The organism is Paenibacillus alkalitolerans (genome assembly GCF_016482785.1).
In the GTDB taxonomy this organism is placed as follows: Bacteria; Bacillota; Bacilli; order Paenibacillales; family YIM-B00363; genus Paenibacillus_AE; species Paenibacillus_AE alkalitolerans.
The window spans coordinates 13,299-32,110 of the sequence record NZ_JAEMXM010000023.1; the positions used below are offsets into that span (position 1 = coordinate 13,299).

General features: G+C 50.6%; 16 protein-coding genes and 2 pseudogenes. 3 read left to right on the forward strand and 15 right to left on the reverse strand.

Features of this window, described 5'->3' with window-relative positions; translation table 11 throughout:
- Positions 1–63 precede the first annotated feature (63 nt).
- Positions 64–126, reverse strand: a pseudogene (locus JET16_RS30970) (SEC-C metal-binding domain-containing protein); the annotation flags it as partial.
- A 345-nt stretch (positions 127–471) separates the two neighbouring features.
- On the opposite strand from JET16_RS30970, the gene JET16_RS24365 reads away from it, so the two are divergent.
- On the forward strand, positions 472–660 hold the full coding sequence (locus JET16_RS24365) for a hypothetical protein (RefSeq protein ID WP_199621471.1): 189 nt from the start codon (positions 472–474) through the stop codon (positions 658–660).
- 76 nt (positions 661–736) lie between these two features.
- On the opposite strand, the gene JET16_RS24370 is transcribed toward JET16_RS24365, so the two are convergent.
- The 14 genes and pseudogenes from JET16_RS24370 to JET16_RS24435 form a co-directional block, all read right to left on the reverse strand.
- Complete coding sequence (locus JET16_RS24370) at positions 737–832, reverse strand: sporulation protein YjcZ (RefSeq protein WP_199621473.1); 96 nt, start codon at positions 830–832, stop codon at positions 737–739.
- An 82-nt stretch (positions 833–914) separates the two neighbouring features.
- Positions 915–1,226 carry a hypothetical protein gene (locus JET16_RS24375; protein WP_199621475.1) on the reverse strand — a complete coding sequence of 104 codons (312 nt, stop codon included), beginning with the start codon at positions 1,224–1,226 and terminating at the stop codon, positions 915–917.
- 473 nt (positions 1,227–1,699) lie between these two features.
- A complete protein-coding gene (locus JET16_RS24380; protein WP_199621477.1) occupies positions 1,700–3,289 on the reverse strand; it encodes a response regulator transcription factor in 1,590 nt (529 codons plus the stop codon).
- Complete coding sequence (locus JET16_RS24385; RefSeq protein WP_199621479.1) at positions 3,282–5,030, reverse strand: sensor histidine kinase; 1,749 nt, start codon at positions 5,028–5,030, stop codon at positions 3,282–3,284. The genes JET16_RS24380 and JET16_RS24385 overlap by 8 nt, the downstream gene beginning before the upstream one ends.
- A gap of 63 nt (positions 5,031–5,093) precedes the next feature.
- The gene (locus tag JET16_RS24390) at positions 5,094–5,939 is read right to left on the reverse strand and encodes a carbohydrate ABC transporter permease (protein WP_199621482.1); all 846 of its coding nucleotides are present in this window, start codon (positions 5,937–5,939) and stop codon (positions 5,094–5,096) included.
- Position 5,940: 1 nt separating this feature from the next.
- A complete protein-coding gene (locus JET16_RS24395) occupies positions 5,941–6,849 on the reverse strand; it encodes a carbohydrate ABC transporter permease (protein ID WP_199621484.1) in 909 nt (302 codons plus the stop codon).
- A 77-nt stretch (positions 6,850–6,926) separates the two neighbouring features.
- The gene (locus JET16_RS24400) at positions 6,927–8,267 is read right to left on the reverse strand and encodes an ABC transporter substrate-binding protein (RefSeq protein ID WP_199621485.1); all 1,341 of its coding nucleotides are present in this window, start codon (positions 8,265–8,267) and stop codon (positions 6,927–6,929) included.
- A gap of 134 nt (positions 8,268–8,401) precedes the next feature.
- Positions 8,402–8,613, reverse strand: a pseudogene (locus JET16_RS24405) (alcohol dehydrogenase); the annotation flags it as partial.
- Between the two features lie 65 nt (positions 8,614–8,678).
- On the reverse strand, positions 8,679–9,965 hold the full coding sequence (locus JET16_RS24410) for a TRAP transporter large permease (protein ID WP_199621488.1): 1,287 nt from the start codon (positions 9,963–9,965) through the stop codon (positions 8,679–8,681).
- Positions 9,966–9,989: 24 nt separating this feature from the next.
- Positions 9,990–10,457: a TRAP transporter small permease gene (locus tag JET16_RS24415; RefSeq protein ID WP_199621490.1), complete on the reverse strand. Its 468-nt coding sequence runs from the start codon at positions 10,455–10,457 to the stop codon at positions 9,990–9,992.
- Positions 10,458–10,518: 61 nt separating this feature from the next.
- Complete coding sequence (gene dctP, locus JET16_RS24420; protein WP_199621492.1) at positions 10,519–11,565, reverse strand: C4-dicarboxylate TRAP transporter substrate-binding protein; 1,047 nt, start codon at positions 11,563–11,565, stop codon at positions 10,519–10,521.
- Between the two features lie 24 nt (positions 11,566–11,589).
- The gene (locus tag JET16_RS24425) at positions 11,590–13,209 is read right to left on the reverse strand and encodes a response regulator (protein ID WP_199621494.1); all 1,620 of its coding nucleotides are present in this window, start codon (positions 13,207–13,209) and stop codon (positions 11,590–11,592) included.
- 21 nt (positions 13,210–13,230) lie between these two features.
- Positions 13,231–14,991 (reverse strand): sensor histidine kinase, encoded by a 1,761-nt coding sequence (locus JET16_RS24430; RefSeq protein ID WP_199621496.1) that lies wholly within the window; start codon positions 14,989–14,991, stop codon positions 13,231–13,233.
- A complete protein-coding gene (locus tag JET16_RS24435; protein ID WP_233532208.1) occupies positions 14,988–16,193 on the reverse strand; it encodes an ABC transporter substrate-binding protein in 1,206 nt (401 codons plus the stop codon). The genes JET16_RS24430 and JET16_RS24435 overlap by 4 nt, the downstream gene beginning before the upstream one ends.
- 475 nt (positions 16,194–16,668) lie before the next feature.
- Here JET16_RS24435 and JET16_RS24440 point away from each other — a divergent pair, with 475 nt between their 5' ends.
- Complete coding sequence (locus tag JET16_RS24440; RefSeq protein WP_199621499.1) at positions 16,669–17,829, forward strand: ABC transporter substrate-binding protein; 1,161 nt, start codon at positions 16,669–16,671, stop codon at positions 17,827–17,829.
- A 107-nt stretch (positions 17,830–17,936) separates the two neighbouring features.
- Positions 17,937–18,800: a branched-chain amino acid ABC transporter permease gene (locus JET16_RS24445; RefSeq protein WP_199621500.1), complete on the forward strand. Its 864-nt coding sequence runs from the start codon at positions 17,937–17,939 to the stop codon at positions 18,798–18,800.
- Positions 18,801–18,812: the final 12 nt, after the last annotated feature.

Here is an 18,812-nt window from a genome sequence, read left to right on the forward strand (position 1 = left end):
AAAGCTCTCGAAATCCTCAAATGCGTCAATCGGTTTGGGAATCGGTTGGTCATATTTCGGGATACAACACTTCTTGTATTTTGCTCCGCTGCCGCAAGGGCAAGGGTCGTTTCTGCCGACTTTCATGTAATCCTCCCAAGAATCATGATTGGTTCCGCCATTATAAAATGTGATTTCAATTAATTGAACATAGCCGGCCGGTTACGTCTGTACCGCTTCGTCGATTTTGCGCAGTAGCATTTGCAGCTGTGAACGGATCGACTCGAGCTCTTCCTGCCGGACTCCGGTGCGCGCATAAAGCTTGCCCGGCACCTCCGCCGCCCGCTTCTTTAGCGCGCGGCCCTATAGCGACAAAGTATGTTATTCCTGATTAATCGACAGTCTCAACTTCTCCCTTAGTATATCTTCTGATCGGAGCGAAAGCTTGATCGAGCCAATCCTGCGTGATTACTTCTGAACAAACATGTCCGGGTGCAGACGATCGACGGCCATGTTTACGAAGGTGTCATTCTCGGCGCCGAAGGAGGAGTCCTTCATCTGGGCATCCGGCAGCCGGCGGGATATCAGCGGTTTTTCTATCCGTGCTACAATCCGTATTACAACGTCATATTGCCGCTTGTCTTGTACGACTTGCTTGCAATCACGCTTCTGACCACATAACACAGCAAAAAACAAAGAACCAAGGCGCTCTTGCCAGGCTATGGTTCTTTGTCGTGCTCACCGGACGGCTGTTCTGTTACACTACCCAGAATGTTCTCAACACGATAACCAACAAGATATACAGGACTAAAATAACCGCAGTAGAAGTGAAGCCGTAACCTACTGCTCCCATTGTCATCCCTCCCACTGATCAACATACGATATTATATAAATGCCTTCACCTTTGTATGGTTTCGCCACCGGCTGGTTTTATTTCATGATGCAACCGACTTTTGGCGCGAAGTAAGAAAACCTCTACAATTCAAAGAAGCAAAGACCGCGTTAAGTAGAAGCACAACCGCCTCCTGTCTCACTTCGGCACAACGTGGTTCATCCGTGAACCACCGTGTTTCAATGTGAAACAAGCACTCCCATTTAATCACCTCTTGTTTCACTTCGGCACCACGTAGTTCATCCGTGAACCACCGTGTTTCAATGTGAAACAAGCACATCTGTTTAACCTCCTCTTGTTTCACTTCGGCACCACGTAGTTCATCCGTGACCCACCGTGTTTCAATGTGAAACAAGCACTCCTTTTTAACCTCCTCCTGTTTCACTTCGGCACCACGTCGTTCATCCGTGAACCACCGTGTTCAATGTGAAACAAGCACATCTGTTTACCCGCCTCCTGTTTCACTTCGGCACCACGTCGTTCATCCGTGAACCACCGTGTTCAATGTGAAACAAGCACATCTGTTTACCCGCCTCCTGTTTCACTTCGGCACCACGTAGTTCATCCGTGAACCACCGTGTTTCATTGTGAAACAAACACTCCTGTCTCACTTCGCGCGAAGCTGGTACTTCCTTATAACGGAAGCTGTAACGCCGGAATTGCTGTTCACTCGTCAAGGATAAACGGCTTCGCCGTCCTCTTCGAGGTCGGCGCCGTTTACCGTTGAAATATAAGCCAAGTATAGATGTGAAACTTATACTTTCTTATATCTAAATAAAAATCGTGCGTACAGTTTCTGTACGCACGATGCTTTCGTGTCACCTTCGATTACGATTTTGTTCTTTTGCACGCAATCCCTATATTCATTGGCAGATCCTTGATGTATTCGGTAGGCGAGCTTCCGGTGTATTTCTTGAACACCTGGCTGAAATTTTGCGGATAGTCTCCGTACCCGAGCCGTTCAGCCAGCTCGAAAACTTTGATATCCTCGTTTTCCCGCATCCATTCGATCGCCTGAGCGACTCTTCGCCGGACAACATAATTGGAAAATTTCTCGCCGGTTTCCCGTTTGAACAGCTTACCCAGGTAATCAGGATTCATGTATAACATTCGCTGAGCCACCCAGTTCAAGGAAAGATCCGGATTCCCGAGCTGTTCCTCCACAATGCCGATCACTTTGGAAACGATCGCCGAATACTTATTCTTCCGGCTCTCGTACTGCCGATTGGCGATGCTTTCGGCTACCGATTTGAAGAAGGCCTTGATCGCCTGCAGCGTGTCGAGATCGATTAAAGCGACGAGCTTCTCCATGTATTTCTTCTGTTCGCTCGCGTCTCCCAGTCGAATAACCGCCATATACAACTCAATCACATACGACTTGGCGTTCTGGATGTCCAATCGCAGCTCGCCGAGCTGCTCGAAGTAGCGGTCAATCGCCTGTGCGGCATCACTCCAGCGTCCGGTTTTGATCTGCAGGATTAAATCTTCGTCGTCAAAGGCAAATTCCTTGCAGTCGAGCCCTTGCGCATCGGAAATGTCGTGACCGGTGATCAGACTGCCCTCGCCCAAATAAAACCGGTGCTTGAGGCACTCCAGCGTCTGCTTGTACAGCTTCCGCGCCTCCGTCATCTCGCCGGGCTCGCTCAAGGCGATCGTCAGATCGATTTTATAGTATTCCCGGAACGTACAGCGAATCTTGTAGATGAACTCCTGCAAACCGGCAAGCTCCCCGTCGTCTTCGACGACGATCAGCACATGCTCGCCAACGGTGGTGCTCAGCACCGGCCTTGACAATAATTCCTCGGCTATATTTTTCACCGCAAAGATATGTTCGAATTCGAAAGCGCTCTCCAATTGAAACAAGAGCAATCGAACCCGTTTGTTTTCCAGGTTCAGATCGAATAGATTCCGGTAGTATTCCCAGTCTTTGTTTCCGTACGTTTTGTTGGTGAGGAATTCCTTCAGCACCTGCTGCTTCACGTGGGGCAGCACTTTCGTCAGCTCCTCTTTAACGGATCGGACGAATTGCTCCTTATGTTCGTTTCGTTTCAGCTCCGCCGCGACCTCGAGCAGCGCTTCAGTGATCTTGCGCTCGTTGCAGGGCTTTAGCAAATAATGCTTAACGCCGTGACGCATCGCAGTCTGGGCGTACTCGAACTCGTTGAATCCGGAGAGCATAATAATCGCAATCTGCGGATACGTTTCGGCTACTTTGACGGCGAGCTGCAGACCGTCCATCCGCGGCATCCTGATATCCGTAATGACAATGTCCGGCTGTTCCCGCACAATGAGATCAAAAGCCTCAACTCCGTTGCGGGCTTGGCCGACAAGCGTCATTCCCGCAGCCGCCCAGTCGACGATTTTCGTAAGGCCTTCGAGGATGAGCTCTTCATCGTCTACAATAATGACTTTATGCATGCTTCTCCCTCATTTCCATCGGAATGTCCACATACACTCGGGTTCCGGCTCCGTTTTCGCTCTCGATGCGAAGCCCGTATGAGTCGCCGAATGCGATCTCCAGCCGCTCCCGGATGTTCGTCAAACCGATGCCCTGTCCGCGGGTGCGGGCCTCCCCTCTGCGCACTTTGACGAGCAGGTCTTCATCCATGCCCGGTCCGTTGTCCTCGAGGATAAGCGTTAGCCGCTTGTGCCCCGCAATGGAATATAGCCGGATAAAGGACGGTTCATCCGAGGGCTCAAGCGCATAGTGTATGGCATTTTCCACCAAGGGCTGCAGCGCCATTTTCGGAATAAGGCAGCTGTAATAGCGTTCGTCGACCCGCATTTCGAAATTCAGCCGTTCCCGAAACCGAAACTTCTGGATCGTGACGTAATTGCGGACAATGTCGAGCTCCTCCCCAAGCGTGATCAGGGTTTCCTTCAGCGAAATGGAGCTGCGGAACAATTGCCCAAGCGCCTCGATGATTTCAGAGATTTGCTTCTGACCGTTTACTTTGGCCAGCCAGATCACGGAATCCAGCGTATTGTATAGAAAATGAGGGTTGATTTGCGCCTGCAGCGCCTTGAATTGCGTCTCCCGGATGAGAAGCTGCTTCTCATAGTTTTCGTGAATCAGTTCGTCGATTTCCTGAATCATCATGCGGAACGCCCGATGCAGCTTCCCGACCTCGTCCATCGGAAGCGCTTCCATTTCGGTCAACGAATAGTTACCCCTCTGTACCTGCTTCATTCGCTCGATTAAATCCTCAATCGGCCGCGTGATCCCTTGCGCAAAACGAATGGAGACGGCAAATAACAACACAAGGCTGGCGGCAAAACCGATCAGCAGCACCTGTTTCATCCAAACAATCCGGTTAAAAATTTGGTCGAACGGAATGACCGAATAATACATCCATCGGTAGGTCACGGATTGAAAATAAGACAAAAATAACGCTTCCTTGGTCTTGAGTATCTCATATCCCTTTCCATTATAGCCGTCAAAACCGGCGATCCCTTCAACTTGGTCGCCGGCCGGATAGACCGACGTTCCTTCGGCGACAATATGAAGCTCGCTGGTTTTCAAGTCCGTCCCCAGCAGGATGTCGTCGACAATCTCATCCAACCGGACTTGAATAATCAAAGTGCCGATCGGTCTCAGATCAAAATTTTTGTAGGAGCGGATCATCCGGGCTGCGATCAGCTTATCGTTCTCCTGGTCCGGATATATCCAGCGCAACCCTCCCATTACTTTGGCCGATTCCCGGCGAATATGCTCCAGCTTATCAAGCGGGATCGGTTCCTCTTGCCCGGCGAGGAATTCCCTGCCGCGGTTGTTGATAATCCGGATGGATGCAATGTACTTCTCGTTACCGGCGTGTTTGATCAACCGGTCCATGATATCGACCGAAAACAGAATATTATCGTAATCGGATACGGATTCTCGAAGCCCGATCAAATCGTGTTGGAGTCCCTCATCTGTCGCGACGTTGTACGAAAGCTGCTCGACCTTCTTTAGCTCGCTCTCGATCGCTGCGGATGATAAATGAAGCACTTGCGACGATTTCTGGTACAATTGCTTGTCATATGTGGCATATGCGTAGGAAAGTGCCGCGTAAGTAACGGCGAACCCGACCGCCATGATGAGCGATATCAAAGCAAACACCTTATGCCTGATTCGCAGATCGCTCAACCTGAATCTGGTGGAAAATACGGATGTCATGGGATATCCTTTCCGGCCAAGCCTTTTTCCCCAGTATATCACCGCTTGCGATGCCCTACCACGCTATCCTTTCAAGCCGCTTGTGCTGATCCCTTCAACGATATACTTTTGAAACGTGAAAAAGACGATCAGGATCGGCACCAACGACAAAGTGGACATGGCGAACAAGCCTCCCCAGTTGTTGAGCGAATCGGCATCCAGGAACATCTTGAGGGCAAGCGATACCGGGTACATCTCCGGTTTATTCAAATACAAAAGCGGGGTAATGAAATCATCCCACCTCCAGTAGAACGAAAAAATCGCGGACGTCATCAGCGCCGGGATAATCAGCGGCAGAATGACCTTGAAGAAAATGCCGAATTTGCTGCAGCCGTCGATCTTGGCCGCTTCGTCAAGCTCATGCGGAATCGTACGGATGAATTGCATGATCAAGAAGATAAAGAACGGAAAACCGAAATAACTTGGCACGATGATCGGCTTGAACGTCGACACCCAGCCCAGCTTGGTGAACATGACGTACTGCGGGACGGTCGTTACATCGGTCGGCAGCATCATCACCATCATCACGCAGCCGAACCAGAAGGTGCGGCCGAAGAACGGAATCCGCGCCAGCGCATAAGCGACGACTGCCGACGAACAGACGGCCCCGACCGTGGATAGGATGGAAATTATAATCGAATTCTTAAAAAAAGTGGTGAACGTCATGTTCCCGAACCCTTTCCAGCCGGTTACGTAATTGCTCCATTCGATTCGGCTCGGAATAAGAGAATACGCGTTTGCAAATATTTCCGCATTCGGCTTCAAGGAGCTGGCGATGAGCCAAAACACCGGGTAGAGCATGAGAAAGGCCAGCCCACCGACCAGCAGATGATACAGTGTCGCATTTGTGAATTTCCGATTCACGATCATCTCATCTCTCCCCTTTCGACTCGTAGTGAACCCAGAGCGACGAGGTTTTGAAAATCGCCAGCGTAATCAATCCGATGATGAGCAGTATGACCCAAGCCATAGCGGAAGCATAGCCCATCTCGAAAAACTGGAACGCCCTCCGGTACAAATACAGCGAATACAGCAGCGTGCTGTCGAGCGGCCCTCCTTCGCCCCTGGAGATGATATAGGCCGGCGTAAAGGTCATAAATGCCGAGATGGTCTGCATGATCAGGTTAAACAGGATAATCGGGCTCAGCAGCGGCAGTGTGATCTTGAAAAACCGGCGCGGAGCATTGGCGCCGTCCACGCTAGCCGCCTCGTAATAGGTAGCCGGAATGTTCTTGAGCCCCGCCAGGAAGATCAGCATTGAAGAACCGAATTGCCATACGGAGAGAGCAACCAGCGTCCACAGCGCGCTGTCGGGATTGCCGATCCAGTTCGTGTTCGCATGAATGCCGATCAAGCCGAGCACTGAGTTCAGCAGTCCTTTCTCACCGAAAATTTGCGACCACATGATCGAGACGGCAACGCTGCCGCCGATCAGCGAAGGCAGATAGTAAGCGGATCGGTAAAACCTGACGGCCTTCGAGGCCGTGTTCAGCATCAGCGCGACCATGAGAGCGAAGGCAAGCCGAAACGGAACGCTGCCGAACACATAAATAAACGTAACCTCCAGCGATTTGAAGATTTTATCGTCATCGTGCAGCATTTTGGAATAGTTGCCAAACCCGATCCAACGGGGCGGATCCATCAAGTTGTAATCGGTAAACGAATAATAGAAGGACGATGCGATCGGGTATAAAGTGAAGATGAGAAAGCCCAGGATAAAAGGAGCGGCGAATATATAGCCGACCAGATGGTTATTGTCCTTCCATGCATGCAGCTTCATTGGGTTCAGCTCCCCGCTCATTTGGTATGCGTAGGTATAAGAGGACCGGCTCCAGCTGGAACCGGTCCGATCGCGAATTACTTGTTGCTCACCAAAATATCGTTCGCATCTTTGCGGAATTTGGCGGCGGCTTCCTCCACCGATATTTTCTTGTACAGCATTTTCTCGGTCAAATCGCGCAATAGTTGTCTCACCTGCGGGGCGCCGACCGGATTCGGCGGATCCAACGGACTGCTGTTTTTCTCCACCCAGTCGATATAGTCGAAGATTGCCTTCTCTTTGTCGGTGAGCAACGGCTTGAGCGCATCCTTCACCTTGGACGAAACCGGCACGCCGCGCTCGCCCATGATGACCTTGTTCGCTTCGATGTTATTGGTCCAATAGTCGATGAATTTGACCGCTTCTTCCTTCTGCTCGGAGCTTGCCGCCACGGAGAAGAACATGCTCGGCTTCAGGTACAGGCCTTTATTCTGATTCGGCCCCGGCATCGGACGAAGCTCAAGCGGACGTTTCGCGGCATCGCTGAGGGCGATATACTGGTTCGACCAGAGGAACGCAACCGCCGCGTTGCCGAGCGACAACTCATCGTCCTCCGGTGTCCCTTTCCGCTGCAATTCTTTGTCCCACGTCGGTACATATCCGTTCTCATACCATTTCAGATAGCGGTTATAAAAATCGATGAACGCCTGGTCGTCGGAATAGCCGAGAGCGGTTCCGTCCTTGCTGTACAGAGTTTGGCCCAGTGTGCGCAGATAGTATCCGAACATGCCGTCATGATCAAGCCCGAAGCTGCCCAGCATTTTCCCGTTCGCCTTCAGCTTCGCGGCAATCGAATCCAGATCGTCCCATGTCCAATCTTGCTTCACATCCGTGATGCCGGCTTGTTTTATCATTTCCATATCAACGCTCGGTCCCATCGCATTGACGCCGAGGTTCATCGCATACAGCTTTCCGTTCAAATTGCCGGCGTTGAGAACGTTTTTACTAACATCTTCTACATTTAGCAGGCCATCCTTCGTGTATGGCGTGAGATCAAGCAATTGGTTTCGCTCGCCGAATTGGGCCAAGTAAGCGTAATCCATCTGAATGATGTCAGGCAATTGATTGGCCGCCGCCTGGGGAGCGAGCTTCTTCCAGTAGTCGGTCCATGAAGAATATTCCGGTTCAATCTTGACGTGGGGGTTTTCCTTTTCGTACATTTCGATGACTTTCAGGGTGTAATCATGGCGGGATTGTCCTCCCCACCAGGTAATTCGCAGCTTCACGGGCTCCTTGCTTTCTTCGGCGGTTTCCGCAGGTTTGGCAGCGGAATCGCCGCCGGCAGGCGTTGTTGCATCATTATTGCCGCCTCCGCTGCTACAACCGACGATTGCTCCGATCAGCGTCAGAGTTAGAATCATGGCTAGTACTTTTTTCACGCTTAGTTCCCCCTCATTCATCAAAATGACTATGATAGCGTTTACATTTTTAATTATCGCTCTTAATCATATCGCTTTTAATCTGAAAAACCGACATTTTTCTATTAATATCCGATATGTTCATGTTGCGGTGAAATGGCTGTTTGATCCAACGTCAATCCATCGGCCCGAACCAGATGTGTAATCGGAACCGAAATTCGCTCCCGCATGCCGCCATAGCATGAAGATCCGTGCCGCAAATCCCGATCCTGCGGATACGTACAATCGCTTCTCCATGAACGTAAGCGGGCTCAGAGCATTCTATCCGTGCCAGCCGGTCCGGTTTTTCGCAACTGATTCCTTTCATGTGCATCTCCCATCTATTATTGATCTATATAAGTTGAACTACATTCACCTATTGGATGCATTGTCTCATGACATTAGTAATCTTGGAAGCCACAGCGTGATCGCCGGGATGAACGTCAGAAGCAATAAAGCAATAATGAGCGTAATCCAGAACGGAATCACTTCTTTAATGAATTCGTCGAACTTGCAGCCCGTGATAGAGCAAGTCGTAAACATGATGGTTCCAAGCGGAGGGGTCAGCGTACCGATGGACAAATTCAATATGAAGACGATCCCGAAATGAACCGGGTCAATCCCATATGCCTGAATCATCGGCATCAGCAACGGGACCAAAATAATCATCGTCACGTTGCCTTCCATAAACATACCCACGACGAGTAGAAACAGGTTGATCAGCAGCAAAAACAACAGCGGTTCGCTGACCAATCCGGTGACCCATTCCGTCGCCTGCTGGGGGATGCGTTCCCATGTCAGTACCCAGCCCAGCCCCGACGCGGCGGCAATGATGAGCATGATGGAGGCGGTCGATCTTACCGTTTCAATAACGGACGCTTTCAAGTTTGCCCATGTCATTTCCCGATATAAAACGACCCCGAGAAACAGAGCGAACACGACGGCGACAGCGCCCGCTTCAGTCGGTGTGAACGCGCCGATGCGAATGCCTCCGATAATCGCTACAGGCAGTATAAACGCAAGAACCGCCGGTTTCGACGCGCTCAATATTTCCTTCGGCCGCGCCATTCTCGCCCGCTCGGGCAAATACCCTCTTCTCTTGGAGATGATATGCACGGTAATCATCATAAGAATACACAGCAGAATACCCGGCACGACACCAGCCATAAATAGTTTTCCGATCGATACATTGCCTACATAGCCATAGATAATCATCGCAATTCCTGGCGGGATAATCGGGGTAATGAGAGAACCTGCGGCAGTAACCGCTGTGGAGAACCCTCTGGAGTATCCTTTCTTGACCATTTCGGGAACGAGCATCTTGGATTGCATCGCCGCATCGGCCAAATTCGAGCCGGACAAGCCGCCCATCAACGTGGATAATAAAATATTGACCTGGGCAAGCCCCCCGGGCAGATGTCCGGTGACGACTTCGGAAAATGCAATCATACGCTTGGAAATGCCTGTATAATTCATCAGGATGCCGGCAGCCACAAAAAACAGAACCGCCAACAGCGGAATCGACTCCACCCCGCTCACCATTCTTTGCACCAGAATCGTCCACGACACATCCGTGGCGACGGCAAAATATAAAAGGGTGCTTAACATGATCGAGAAAGCAACAGGAACTCCGAGAAAAAACAATATTAACAGCACAGCTACAACAATCAGCAATTCCATAAGCGGCTCAAGCCCCCTTCCATTTTAACTCTTTAAAGTCCGAACAATAAGCCGAATCAAATGGATTAACGCCAGCAAGCCTCCAAGTGGAACGGCAAAATCAATATAGCTGTACGGAATTTTCAAGATAGGCAAAATTTTATCCCCTGCATTCACGGACAGTTGAAAACCGAGCACAACAAAGATAAGGATCACCGCCGCCAGCATCACCACATATTTGATCAAAAGCAGCACCTTGCGAAAGCGCTCCGGAGCTTTCTCCAACAACAAGTCGATACTGACATGGCCGTCATTCTTCATGACCGAGCTCGCTCCGATAAACGTAAGCCAGACAAATAAAGAAAGCGCGCCTTCTTCCATCCATTTCAGCGGCTGGTTAAGAACAAATCTCGTAAAAACGCCCCATACCGTAATCGACACGATAAGCACAGCCATGAGCGAAGCGATCCGGTCGTCCGCCTTCAGTATCGCTTTTTTCAGCCAATCGATCATCGCGATTCCCTCCATTCCCGGGAAACAGCGGGCTCCCGCGCAAGGAACCCGCCTGTTCAACTTAATTTCCGTTAATGATTTCCTGGACTTTATCGTATAAGCCGGGGCTCCATTCAGGGAATTGATCATAGACCCCTTTGGCCGCCTCGCGGAACAATTCACGGTCAACCTCCGATACGGTAACGCCTTCCTGTTCCATCTTCTTGATCATATCTTCGTCAGCATTCTTGACGATCTCATTCATCACCTCACCGGCTTTATCGCCTGTCTCCTTCAAAATTTGCATCAGGTCCTCCGGCAGCGTCTCGATATAACTTCCCGCAAGCCACTGCGACACAACAATCTGATGCCCGGTCAGCGACAGATGCTTCGCTTGTTCGTGCAGCTTCGCTCCGTACAAGACGGGCAGAGGATTTTCCGCCCCATGCACGACACCTTGCGACAGAGCCGGGTAGACTTCGCCAAGCGGCATCGGGGTCGGTGTAGCGCCCATAGCTTCGAATGCCTTAATCGACATATCCGCGTTCGGAACGCGAATCTTCAGCCCGTTCAGGTCGGCGGGACTGGCTACCGCATTTTTGGTAAGCAGATGGCGGACGCCATAGTTCCACTTCGTGGTTACGATATGCAAGCCTTTGCCTTGCAGCTGCTGCTCCAGGTCTTTGAACCAGTCGCTTTGCGTCGCCTTGAACAATTTTTCGAAATCATCGGCCAAATAAGGGGCGGCCAAGATGCCGAAATCAGGAACATAATCAGCCAGGAAGCTGGCATCGGCAATAGCAATGACATTCGTCCCCGTTTTCATCAGCTCAATGACGTCCTTCTTCGCTCCAAGCTGGGAGCTTGGATATAGCTCCAGCGTCAGCCTGCCGCCGCTTTGCTCCTCGGCTAACCTCTTCCATTCGTTAACGGCTTCGTCGACCGGTTCGCCGGGATTGTTCTCATAAGACACTTTCATCGTGTATACTTTGTTGTCCGTCTTCGACTCCTCGCTGTTCGATGCGGACGGGTTGTTGTTCGTTTCCGCCCCTCTCGTGCCGCATCCGGCCAATACGAGAGACAGGATGAGCATCATACTGAAAATGGCGGTAAATGCTTTCTTATTCATTGGAAAATGCCTCCCAATTCAATTTTACTTGCCGCCAATCCGATATTCTTGCGGCGTCATGCCAAAGTGCTTCTTGAACACCTTAATAAAGTAGTTCGGATTCTGGTAACCGACTTCCATGCTGACTTCATAAATTTTCATATGGCTCGTTCGCAATATATGGGCCGCTCTCCCCATCTTCAGCTTGAAGATATAGTCGCTTAAATTTTCGCCGGTCTCCAGCTTGTAAATTCTCGACAAGTAGGCGGGGTGCATCTGCAAATAATCCGATACCGCCTGTAGGGAAATGTCCTGTGTCAAATTTTTTTGCACATAGTCCTGAATCGTCTTGACCGCGAGCACTCTGGCGTTCCTCGTCTCATTCCGCGCCGCTTCCTGCATCGTCTCCACAACGCGCGCCGTCCACTCCCGCAGTGCCGGAATGGATTTCGTCGGCGCAAGCTGCTGCCCTTTGGCATATTCGCGGCCGATCAGGTCAGCGAGCATTGTTCCGTTTTTGTGAGCGACAAAGGAGAAGGCGGCAAACAACGTGCAGAACGCTTCCATAATATGCTCGGGCGACGCTTGCCACACCGCTTCCAATTCCTCGAACAAGTTATCCAACCGCTGCCTGACCAATTCCCAATTGCCGGATTCCAGCAAATGCACAAGCAGCGGCGGCTCATACAGCTGTTGGATCACAAAGGTGTCGGTCTTCTCCGATTCATCGGCAATATAGATCGGCAAGTCCCGCTCATCCCCGAACCGTTTCCGGAACAAGGACAGCGCATTCTGATACAGCCTCGAGAAATCGTCCGGGAACGTCCCTTTTTGACTGACGAGCACGGAAATTTGCACCTTCAGAAAGTGGCGGACATTCAGCTGCAGTTGGTTGGCAAGCCGCTCCAGGTGATAGCGGAGCTCGCTATCCTGCTTGATTCGGTCATGAGGTTTGAGTATCACAACGAGAAAATCGTGCGCATCCTTGCATACCCATAAGTCGAAATACGCCTTGAAGGTTTCCTCCGCCAAATTGCCGATCGCATATTCTATTAACGACAGTTCGGACGAATCATAGTCGGCGGGTTGCTCTTGATTGCGAATGAGCATCAGCGCGCACCGATCCTGATCGCGCAGGGACAATTCGAGCAGGCGAAGCTTTTCATTCAGCTTCTCGCCGCTCATCCGCTTCCCCCGAAGCAGATCGTGAAACAGCTTCTCCCGCAAATTCGGCAAATTGTCGCGCAGTGCATACCTCGCTTTATGATAAGTGTCCTTCTCCGCCTGCTCTTTCTTGATCAGTTCGACGACCTTGCCGATTCTCTGCAGCAATTGCTCGTCTCCGACCGGCTTTATCAAATAGTCGCATATGTTATGCTTGATCGCTTTCTGCGCGTAGTCGAATTCGGCATAACCGCTCAGCAGCACGCACTTCGTATTTTCCCAGTACAAATGAATTTGCTCAGCCAGTTCAAGACCGCTCATGCCTCGCATCTGGATATCGGAGATGACGATGTCGACCGCATTCGCTTTGAGAATATCCAATGCTTCCGCCGCCGAATATGCCTTGTACACCCTGGAAATCCCGATTTGCTCCCAGGCAATGGTGGCGGCAAGCGTCTCCACGACACTCGTCTCATCGTCGACCAGCAGCAATTGAAACATCGGTATCCCTCCTTCCGGGCGCTATTCGCCTGCTGTCTCCCACACGATCGTCACCTTCAAACCTCCCAGCGAAGACGGTTCGAACACAAGCCCCCCATTTTCTTTGTACTGAAGAAAAAGGCGCTGATGCACGTTCCATAAGCCGATTCCCGATTCGTTGTCCGCCGGCTGCGCGACCTTCTGCCGCAATTGCTGCAATAGTTCGGCGCTCATGCCGGCTCCGTTGTCTTCAATGATGATCCTGTTTTGCCGTCCTTCCTGCTCGCCCGTAACCGTAATCACCCCGAACTTATCGCTGGCGCTGATGCCGTGAACGACGGCGTTCTCGACTACCGGCTGGACGGTCAATCTGGGAATGGATAGCTGCTTCATCGCCTCCGGTATATTCAACTCATAATGAAACCAGTCCATGCGCAGATTCTGGATATTCAGGTAATTCACCACAAGCTCGATCTCTTCGCCAAGCGTTGTCATCGTATTCTCCAGCCTGGTTATATACCGGTAAAACGAGGCCATATTCAGCACCATCTCGGTCGCCGCCTGCTTGTTTCCCATTCCGATCATATTTTTAATGAAAAACAGACAGTTGTACAAAAAATGCGGATTGATCTGCGACTGCAGCTGCTTCAGCTTCGCTTCGCGAAAACGGATATTTTCCAAATAGACTTTCTCAATCAGCTCCTGAATTTGCGCGGCCATTTCATTGAAACGAGAAAACAGGTAAGAAAATTCGTTGTTCGGATCATACTTGAGCCGGAAAGAATATTTCCCCTCCTGAATGCCCCGAACGCCGCGCACAAGCCATTGAATCGGAATTTGCACCTGCCGGTACAACAGCAAAGCGATAATGACGCTCATCAGCAGCAGAAGGGCGATTGAGCCGTAAAATAAATTCCGGTTTTTGACGATGGGCGCTAAAATTTGCTGCAGCGGCAAATAATCGATGATGTAGCCGTTCAAGCTTTTCGCTTTGGCATAATGGACAATATATTGCTCCTTCTGAATCTCCAAAATGCCGTATCCGTAGTCCTCCAACGATTGGCTGTCCAGGTAGGCTGTCAATTCATCGATAAAGGCCGGATTAGAGAAGGCTTGATTGTATACCGGCGGTCGGTTCGCAAAGTACAAGAAAGAATTGCCGTTTCCATTCTGATTGAAATCCTGCATCATCGACAACAGATTTTGCGCGGAAAATTTCACTTCGATAATGAACTCGGCCTCTTCCGGATCGTTATAGGCATTCAGAGGATCGGTAATGTATTTGGCAAAATAACCGTCTCCGCTTGCTCCGACGTTGTATTCCCAATTCGTGGAGAGCGGCTCTTGCAGCATGGCGGGATCGTACACTCCCCCATAATCGCTGGACAGCGCTTGCTTCAGCTTAGGTAAATAAACCGTCAGCCGATTCGTCCAATGACTGGTCGCGCTTAACAAGCTCAGCTTGTTGACAATCGCTTCTTCCAGCTTCAATTGGTCGAACGGTGTTCGTTCAGCGGGCGAATTGCCGAGCTCTTTCATGCCGGGATCCTTGCTCACAATAATGGAAAAGACGGACAGCTGGTTGATGACTTCGTCAATTTGCGAGGCGAAGAAAGTCAGCCGGTTCAAATTCGATCTGCGGATTTCTTCTTCCACGATGCCGATTGATGTCTGATTGAAATAGCTGTACATCATCACAATCGGCGTCAGCAATATGACGATCAGCAGCATCATTTTTTTGAACGTATTCAGTTTGACGCGGCGGCCTTTGGGATGGATGGAATTCGCATATTCCGGTTTCATCGGCTGAGCTCCCTGTCAATTATGGCTTGAAGCTCCGCATTCGCTTGATCGGCCGCAGCCTGAATATCTTCTCCAAGCACCGCTTTGACCACGATGCTGCCTATGACATCCCGCGCTTCCGCAACATCGGTCACATCCGGTACATTGCGGCTGATGCCGATTTCTCTCGTTCGCTGAATGACTTGAGCGAGGTCCTGCGGGAAGCTGCCCATCCCATCCTTATGGGCCCACACGGAATTTCTCGGCCCGGGAACTCCGTTGCCATGCGCTTTCAATATGCTTTCCTTGCTGCTTGCCCAACGGATAAATTCCCAGGCGGCAGCTTTGTTCAATGATTTCGAATTGATGGCCAGCGCCCACGAGGTAACGTTGTACGGCCTCGCTCCTGCGTCTCCCGCGGGAAACAGAGCGAACCCGATATGCTGATCGATCGGCGATTTGTCCCGTCTTGTCGAATAATTGTATATGGATGACGTATCCGAGAAGAAGGCCGCCTTCCCCTGCAAGAATAGTTCCGACGCTTGCGGCCACGACATGCTCAGTACGCCCGGAGGACCGTACTCTCTCAGTAACGTCGCATAAATATGAAAGCCTTTCACGGCTTCCGGCGTATTCACTTGACGGCCTGTCATAAATTCTCCGCCTTGGGAGAATACAAAGGAAGAGACGGGGGTGACAAGCGCATTGCGCTGTCCTCTGGCGACAAAGCCGTACAATTCATTGCCGGGGTCGTGCAATTGCCGGGCGGCATCCAATAATTCGTCCATCGTTTGGGGTACGGCGAGCCCATGCGATTTCAGCAAATCTTTTCTGTAATACAAGACCTGCTGATCGGTGAAGATCGGTATGGAAGTCACATGCTGACCGATTGTTACCGCTTCCATAGAAGCCCTGTCAAAATCGGCAAAATCAAACTCTTCATCTCCCGCGATATACGGATCAAGCGGCGTCGTCCAACCGCTGTCGTGAAAGCTTCTCTTGTCCATATACGGCCGATACATGAACACATCCGGCGTTTCGGAGCCCGCCAAAAATTGAACGGCAAGCTTGTACGCCAACTGCTCTTCGGTAATAAGCTTAAAGTCGACTTTAATGCCGGTGGTTGCCTCGAACGACGGCAATGAAGATTTGATCGTATCGCTCCAGGGATGGGTCAATGCATAAACGGTCAATTTCATCTCCGCATACGGAAGAGAGGTCATTGACTGCTCCTCCCGCGGAACTGCGCAAGCGGTTGCCAGTATCATGAGAGCGATAGTCAGACTTGCGGAGAGGCGCCTTCTCCGAATGAATTCCATTGCTATTCCCCCATCTCGCAGCTTGCAATTTCATTGTAAATAAAGAAGAGATCATGGAACATGATAATAATTCAAGAATGATCTACATTTATTTTACATTCCCTAGTATCGGCTCAAAAAACTCGACTGGACAAGGTCCAAATCGAGTCGTTTCAATGTGTCCGACATGAAGAAAAAACATTTGCTTTATTACATTCCATTTCGAAACCATTTTTTCCTCTCACCTGGGGCTTCGCCTCCCCTTTTCCGCCGTGTGATGATTCGGATAAGGCAATTGCTAAATTTCCAGAAAAAATCGGCATTGACACCACTCCCAACAATTTGTAAGTTTATTTTAAAGCTTTAAGAAGTGACACCATTCGACAAAGGGAGATGGAGCATGAAAGTTAAAAATGCAATGGGCATCGCCCTAACCGCAATGCTCGGCATATCGCTGCTGGCAGGCTGCGGAGAGAAGCCGGCTGCAACGGAAACCGGAGCTGAAGTGAATGGCGAACAAGTGGCAAAGATCGGCTATATCGGATTTTTATCCGGTGGCGGCGCTGCTTACGGGGAAGCTCAAAAGAAAGGCTTGGAGCTCGCACTGGAAGAACTGAACGAAACCAATAAAGGAAATCTGAAAATTGAATTGCTGATCGAGGATTCCGCGGGCAAAAAAGAAAGCGCAATCAATGCGGCAAACAAGCTGATTAACCAGGATAATGTTGTTGCCGTCATCGGACCGACGTTATCCGGCGAAATGTTCGCCGCAGGCCCTATCGCGAACGATGCGGAAACGCCTATTTTTGGTATTTCCAATACGGCGGAAGGCATTAACGATATCGGCGAATATGTGTTCAGAAACTCACTGCCCGAATCCATCGCCGTTCCTAAAGCGATAGAAGCGGCTGTAAATAAATTCAACATCAAGAAAGTAGCCGTTATTTACTGCAAAAATGACGATTTCTCCGTATCAGGCTTTAAGACCATGAAGGCGACTGCGGAAAAAATGAATCTTGAAATTCTCGGAGAAGAAACAGTATCCACGGGCGATGTGGATTTCTCGGCACAGCTTACCAAGATCAAAGCGAGCAATCCGGACGCGATTCTGGTATCCACCCTTTACAAGGAAGGCTCCCTGATTGTAAAGAAAGCCCGTGAGCTCGGCTTGAACGTTCCGATTATCGGGGGCAACGGCTTTAATAATCCCCAGGTTGTTGAGATTGCCGGTGAAGCGGCGGAAGGCCTTGTGGTAGCGACTCCATTCAGCCCGGAAAAGCAAGACGAGAACGTGCAAAATTTCGTTAAAGCGTTTGAAGCCAAGTACGGCAAGAAACCGGACCAATTCGCGGCTCAGGCATACGACGGGCTTTACATTATCGCCCAGTCGTTATTGAAGACAGGCAATGCGGACGACCGCAATGCGCTCCGTGACGAACTTGCAAAGCTGGCGGATTTCAACGGGGTTTCCGGAAAGCTTTCCTTCGATGAAAAGCGGAACCCGGTCGCAGTACCGGTTGTGGTTACGATTAAAGACGGCAAGTTCGTTCCATTTGAATAAGCATTGCAGCCGACGGCTGATAAGTTCCGGCGCAAGTTTGGAGGTTACCCGGGTTCTGCCCGGGTAACTGTGTTCCTGAGACATTTATAATTTTGGGAGGAACATAGATGGTTTGGCAGCAGCTTTTCAACGGTTTAACCGTCGGGAGCACTTATGCTTTGATCGCAATCGGGTATACGCTGATCTTTGGGGTGCTTCGCATCATCAACATGGCGCACGGCCAAATTTTCATATTCGGTTCGCTTGCGGGCTTAAGCCTGGCTGTCAACTCCGGGCTGCCGTTAGCGGCGGCATTCCCTATCGCTGTAGCCGTGTCCGGCTTGTTGGGCCTGATCCTTGAGTATACCGCGCTGCGGCCGCTTCGCAAAAAAAATGTACCCCACCTGGCTTCACTGATCAGTACGATCGGCTTTGCCATTCTGATTGAGGAATTGACGCATATCTTCTTCGGTGCCGATTCCCGTCCGGTGCCTGCTGTAGGCATATCTGTATTTCAACTGGGGCCGGTTCAAATTCGAATGGCGGATCTCATCATCATAGGGGTTTCGATTTGCTTGATGGCGATTCTTCAATTTTGGATCCGCAAAACAAAAATGGGCAAAGCCCTGAGAGCGACTGCGGAAAATATTGAAACCGCGGGGATTTTGGGGATCAATACGAATGCGGTCATCAATATGACCGTTATGATCGCTTCCGGACTCGGCGGGGTTGCCGGCATGCTGATCGGCATCGCTTATTCCGCGCTGATTCCGACCATGGGCTTGACTTTGGGTTTTAAAGGGTTGGCTGCTTTGATTATTGGCGGAGTGGGCAGCATACCCGGCGCCATGGTTTGCGGCGTAATTATCGGCATGTCGGAAGTGCTGGCTGTCGCCTACGGGGATTCCTCCTGGAGAGATGCGGTTGCTTTCGGAATGATCATTATCATCCTGCTTGTACGTCCGCAGGGCCTGTTCGGACAGAAAGCGTAAGGGGGGCGTGAA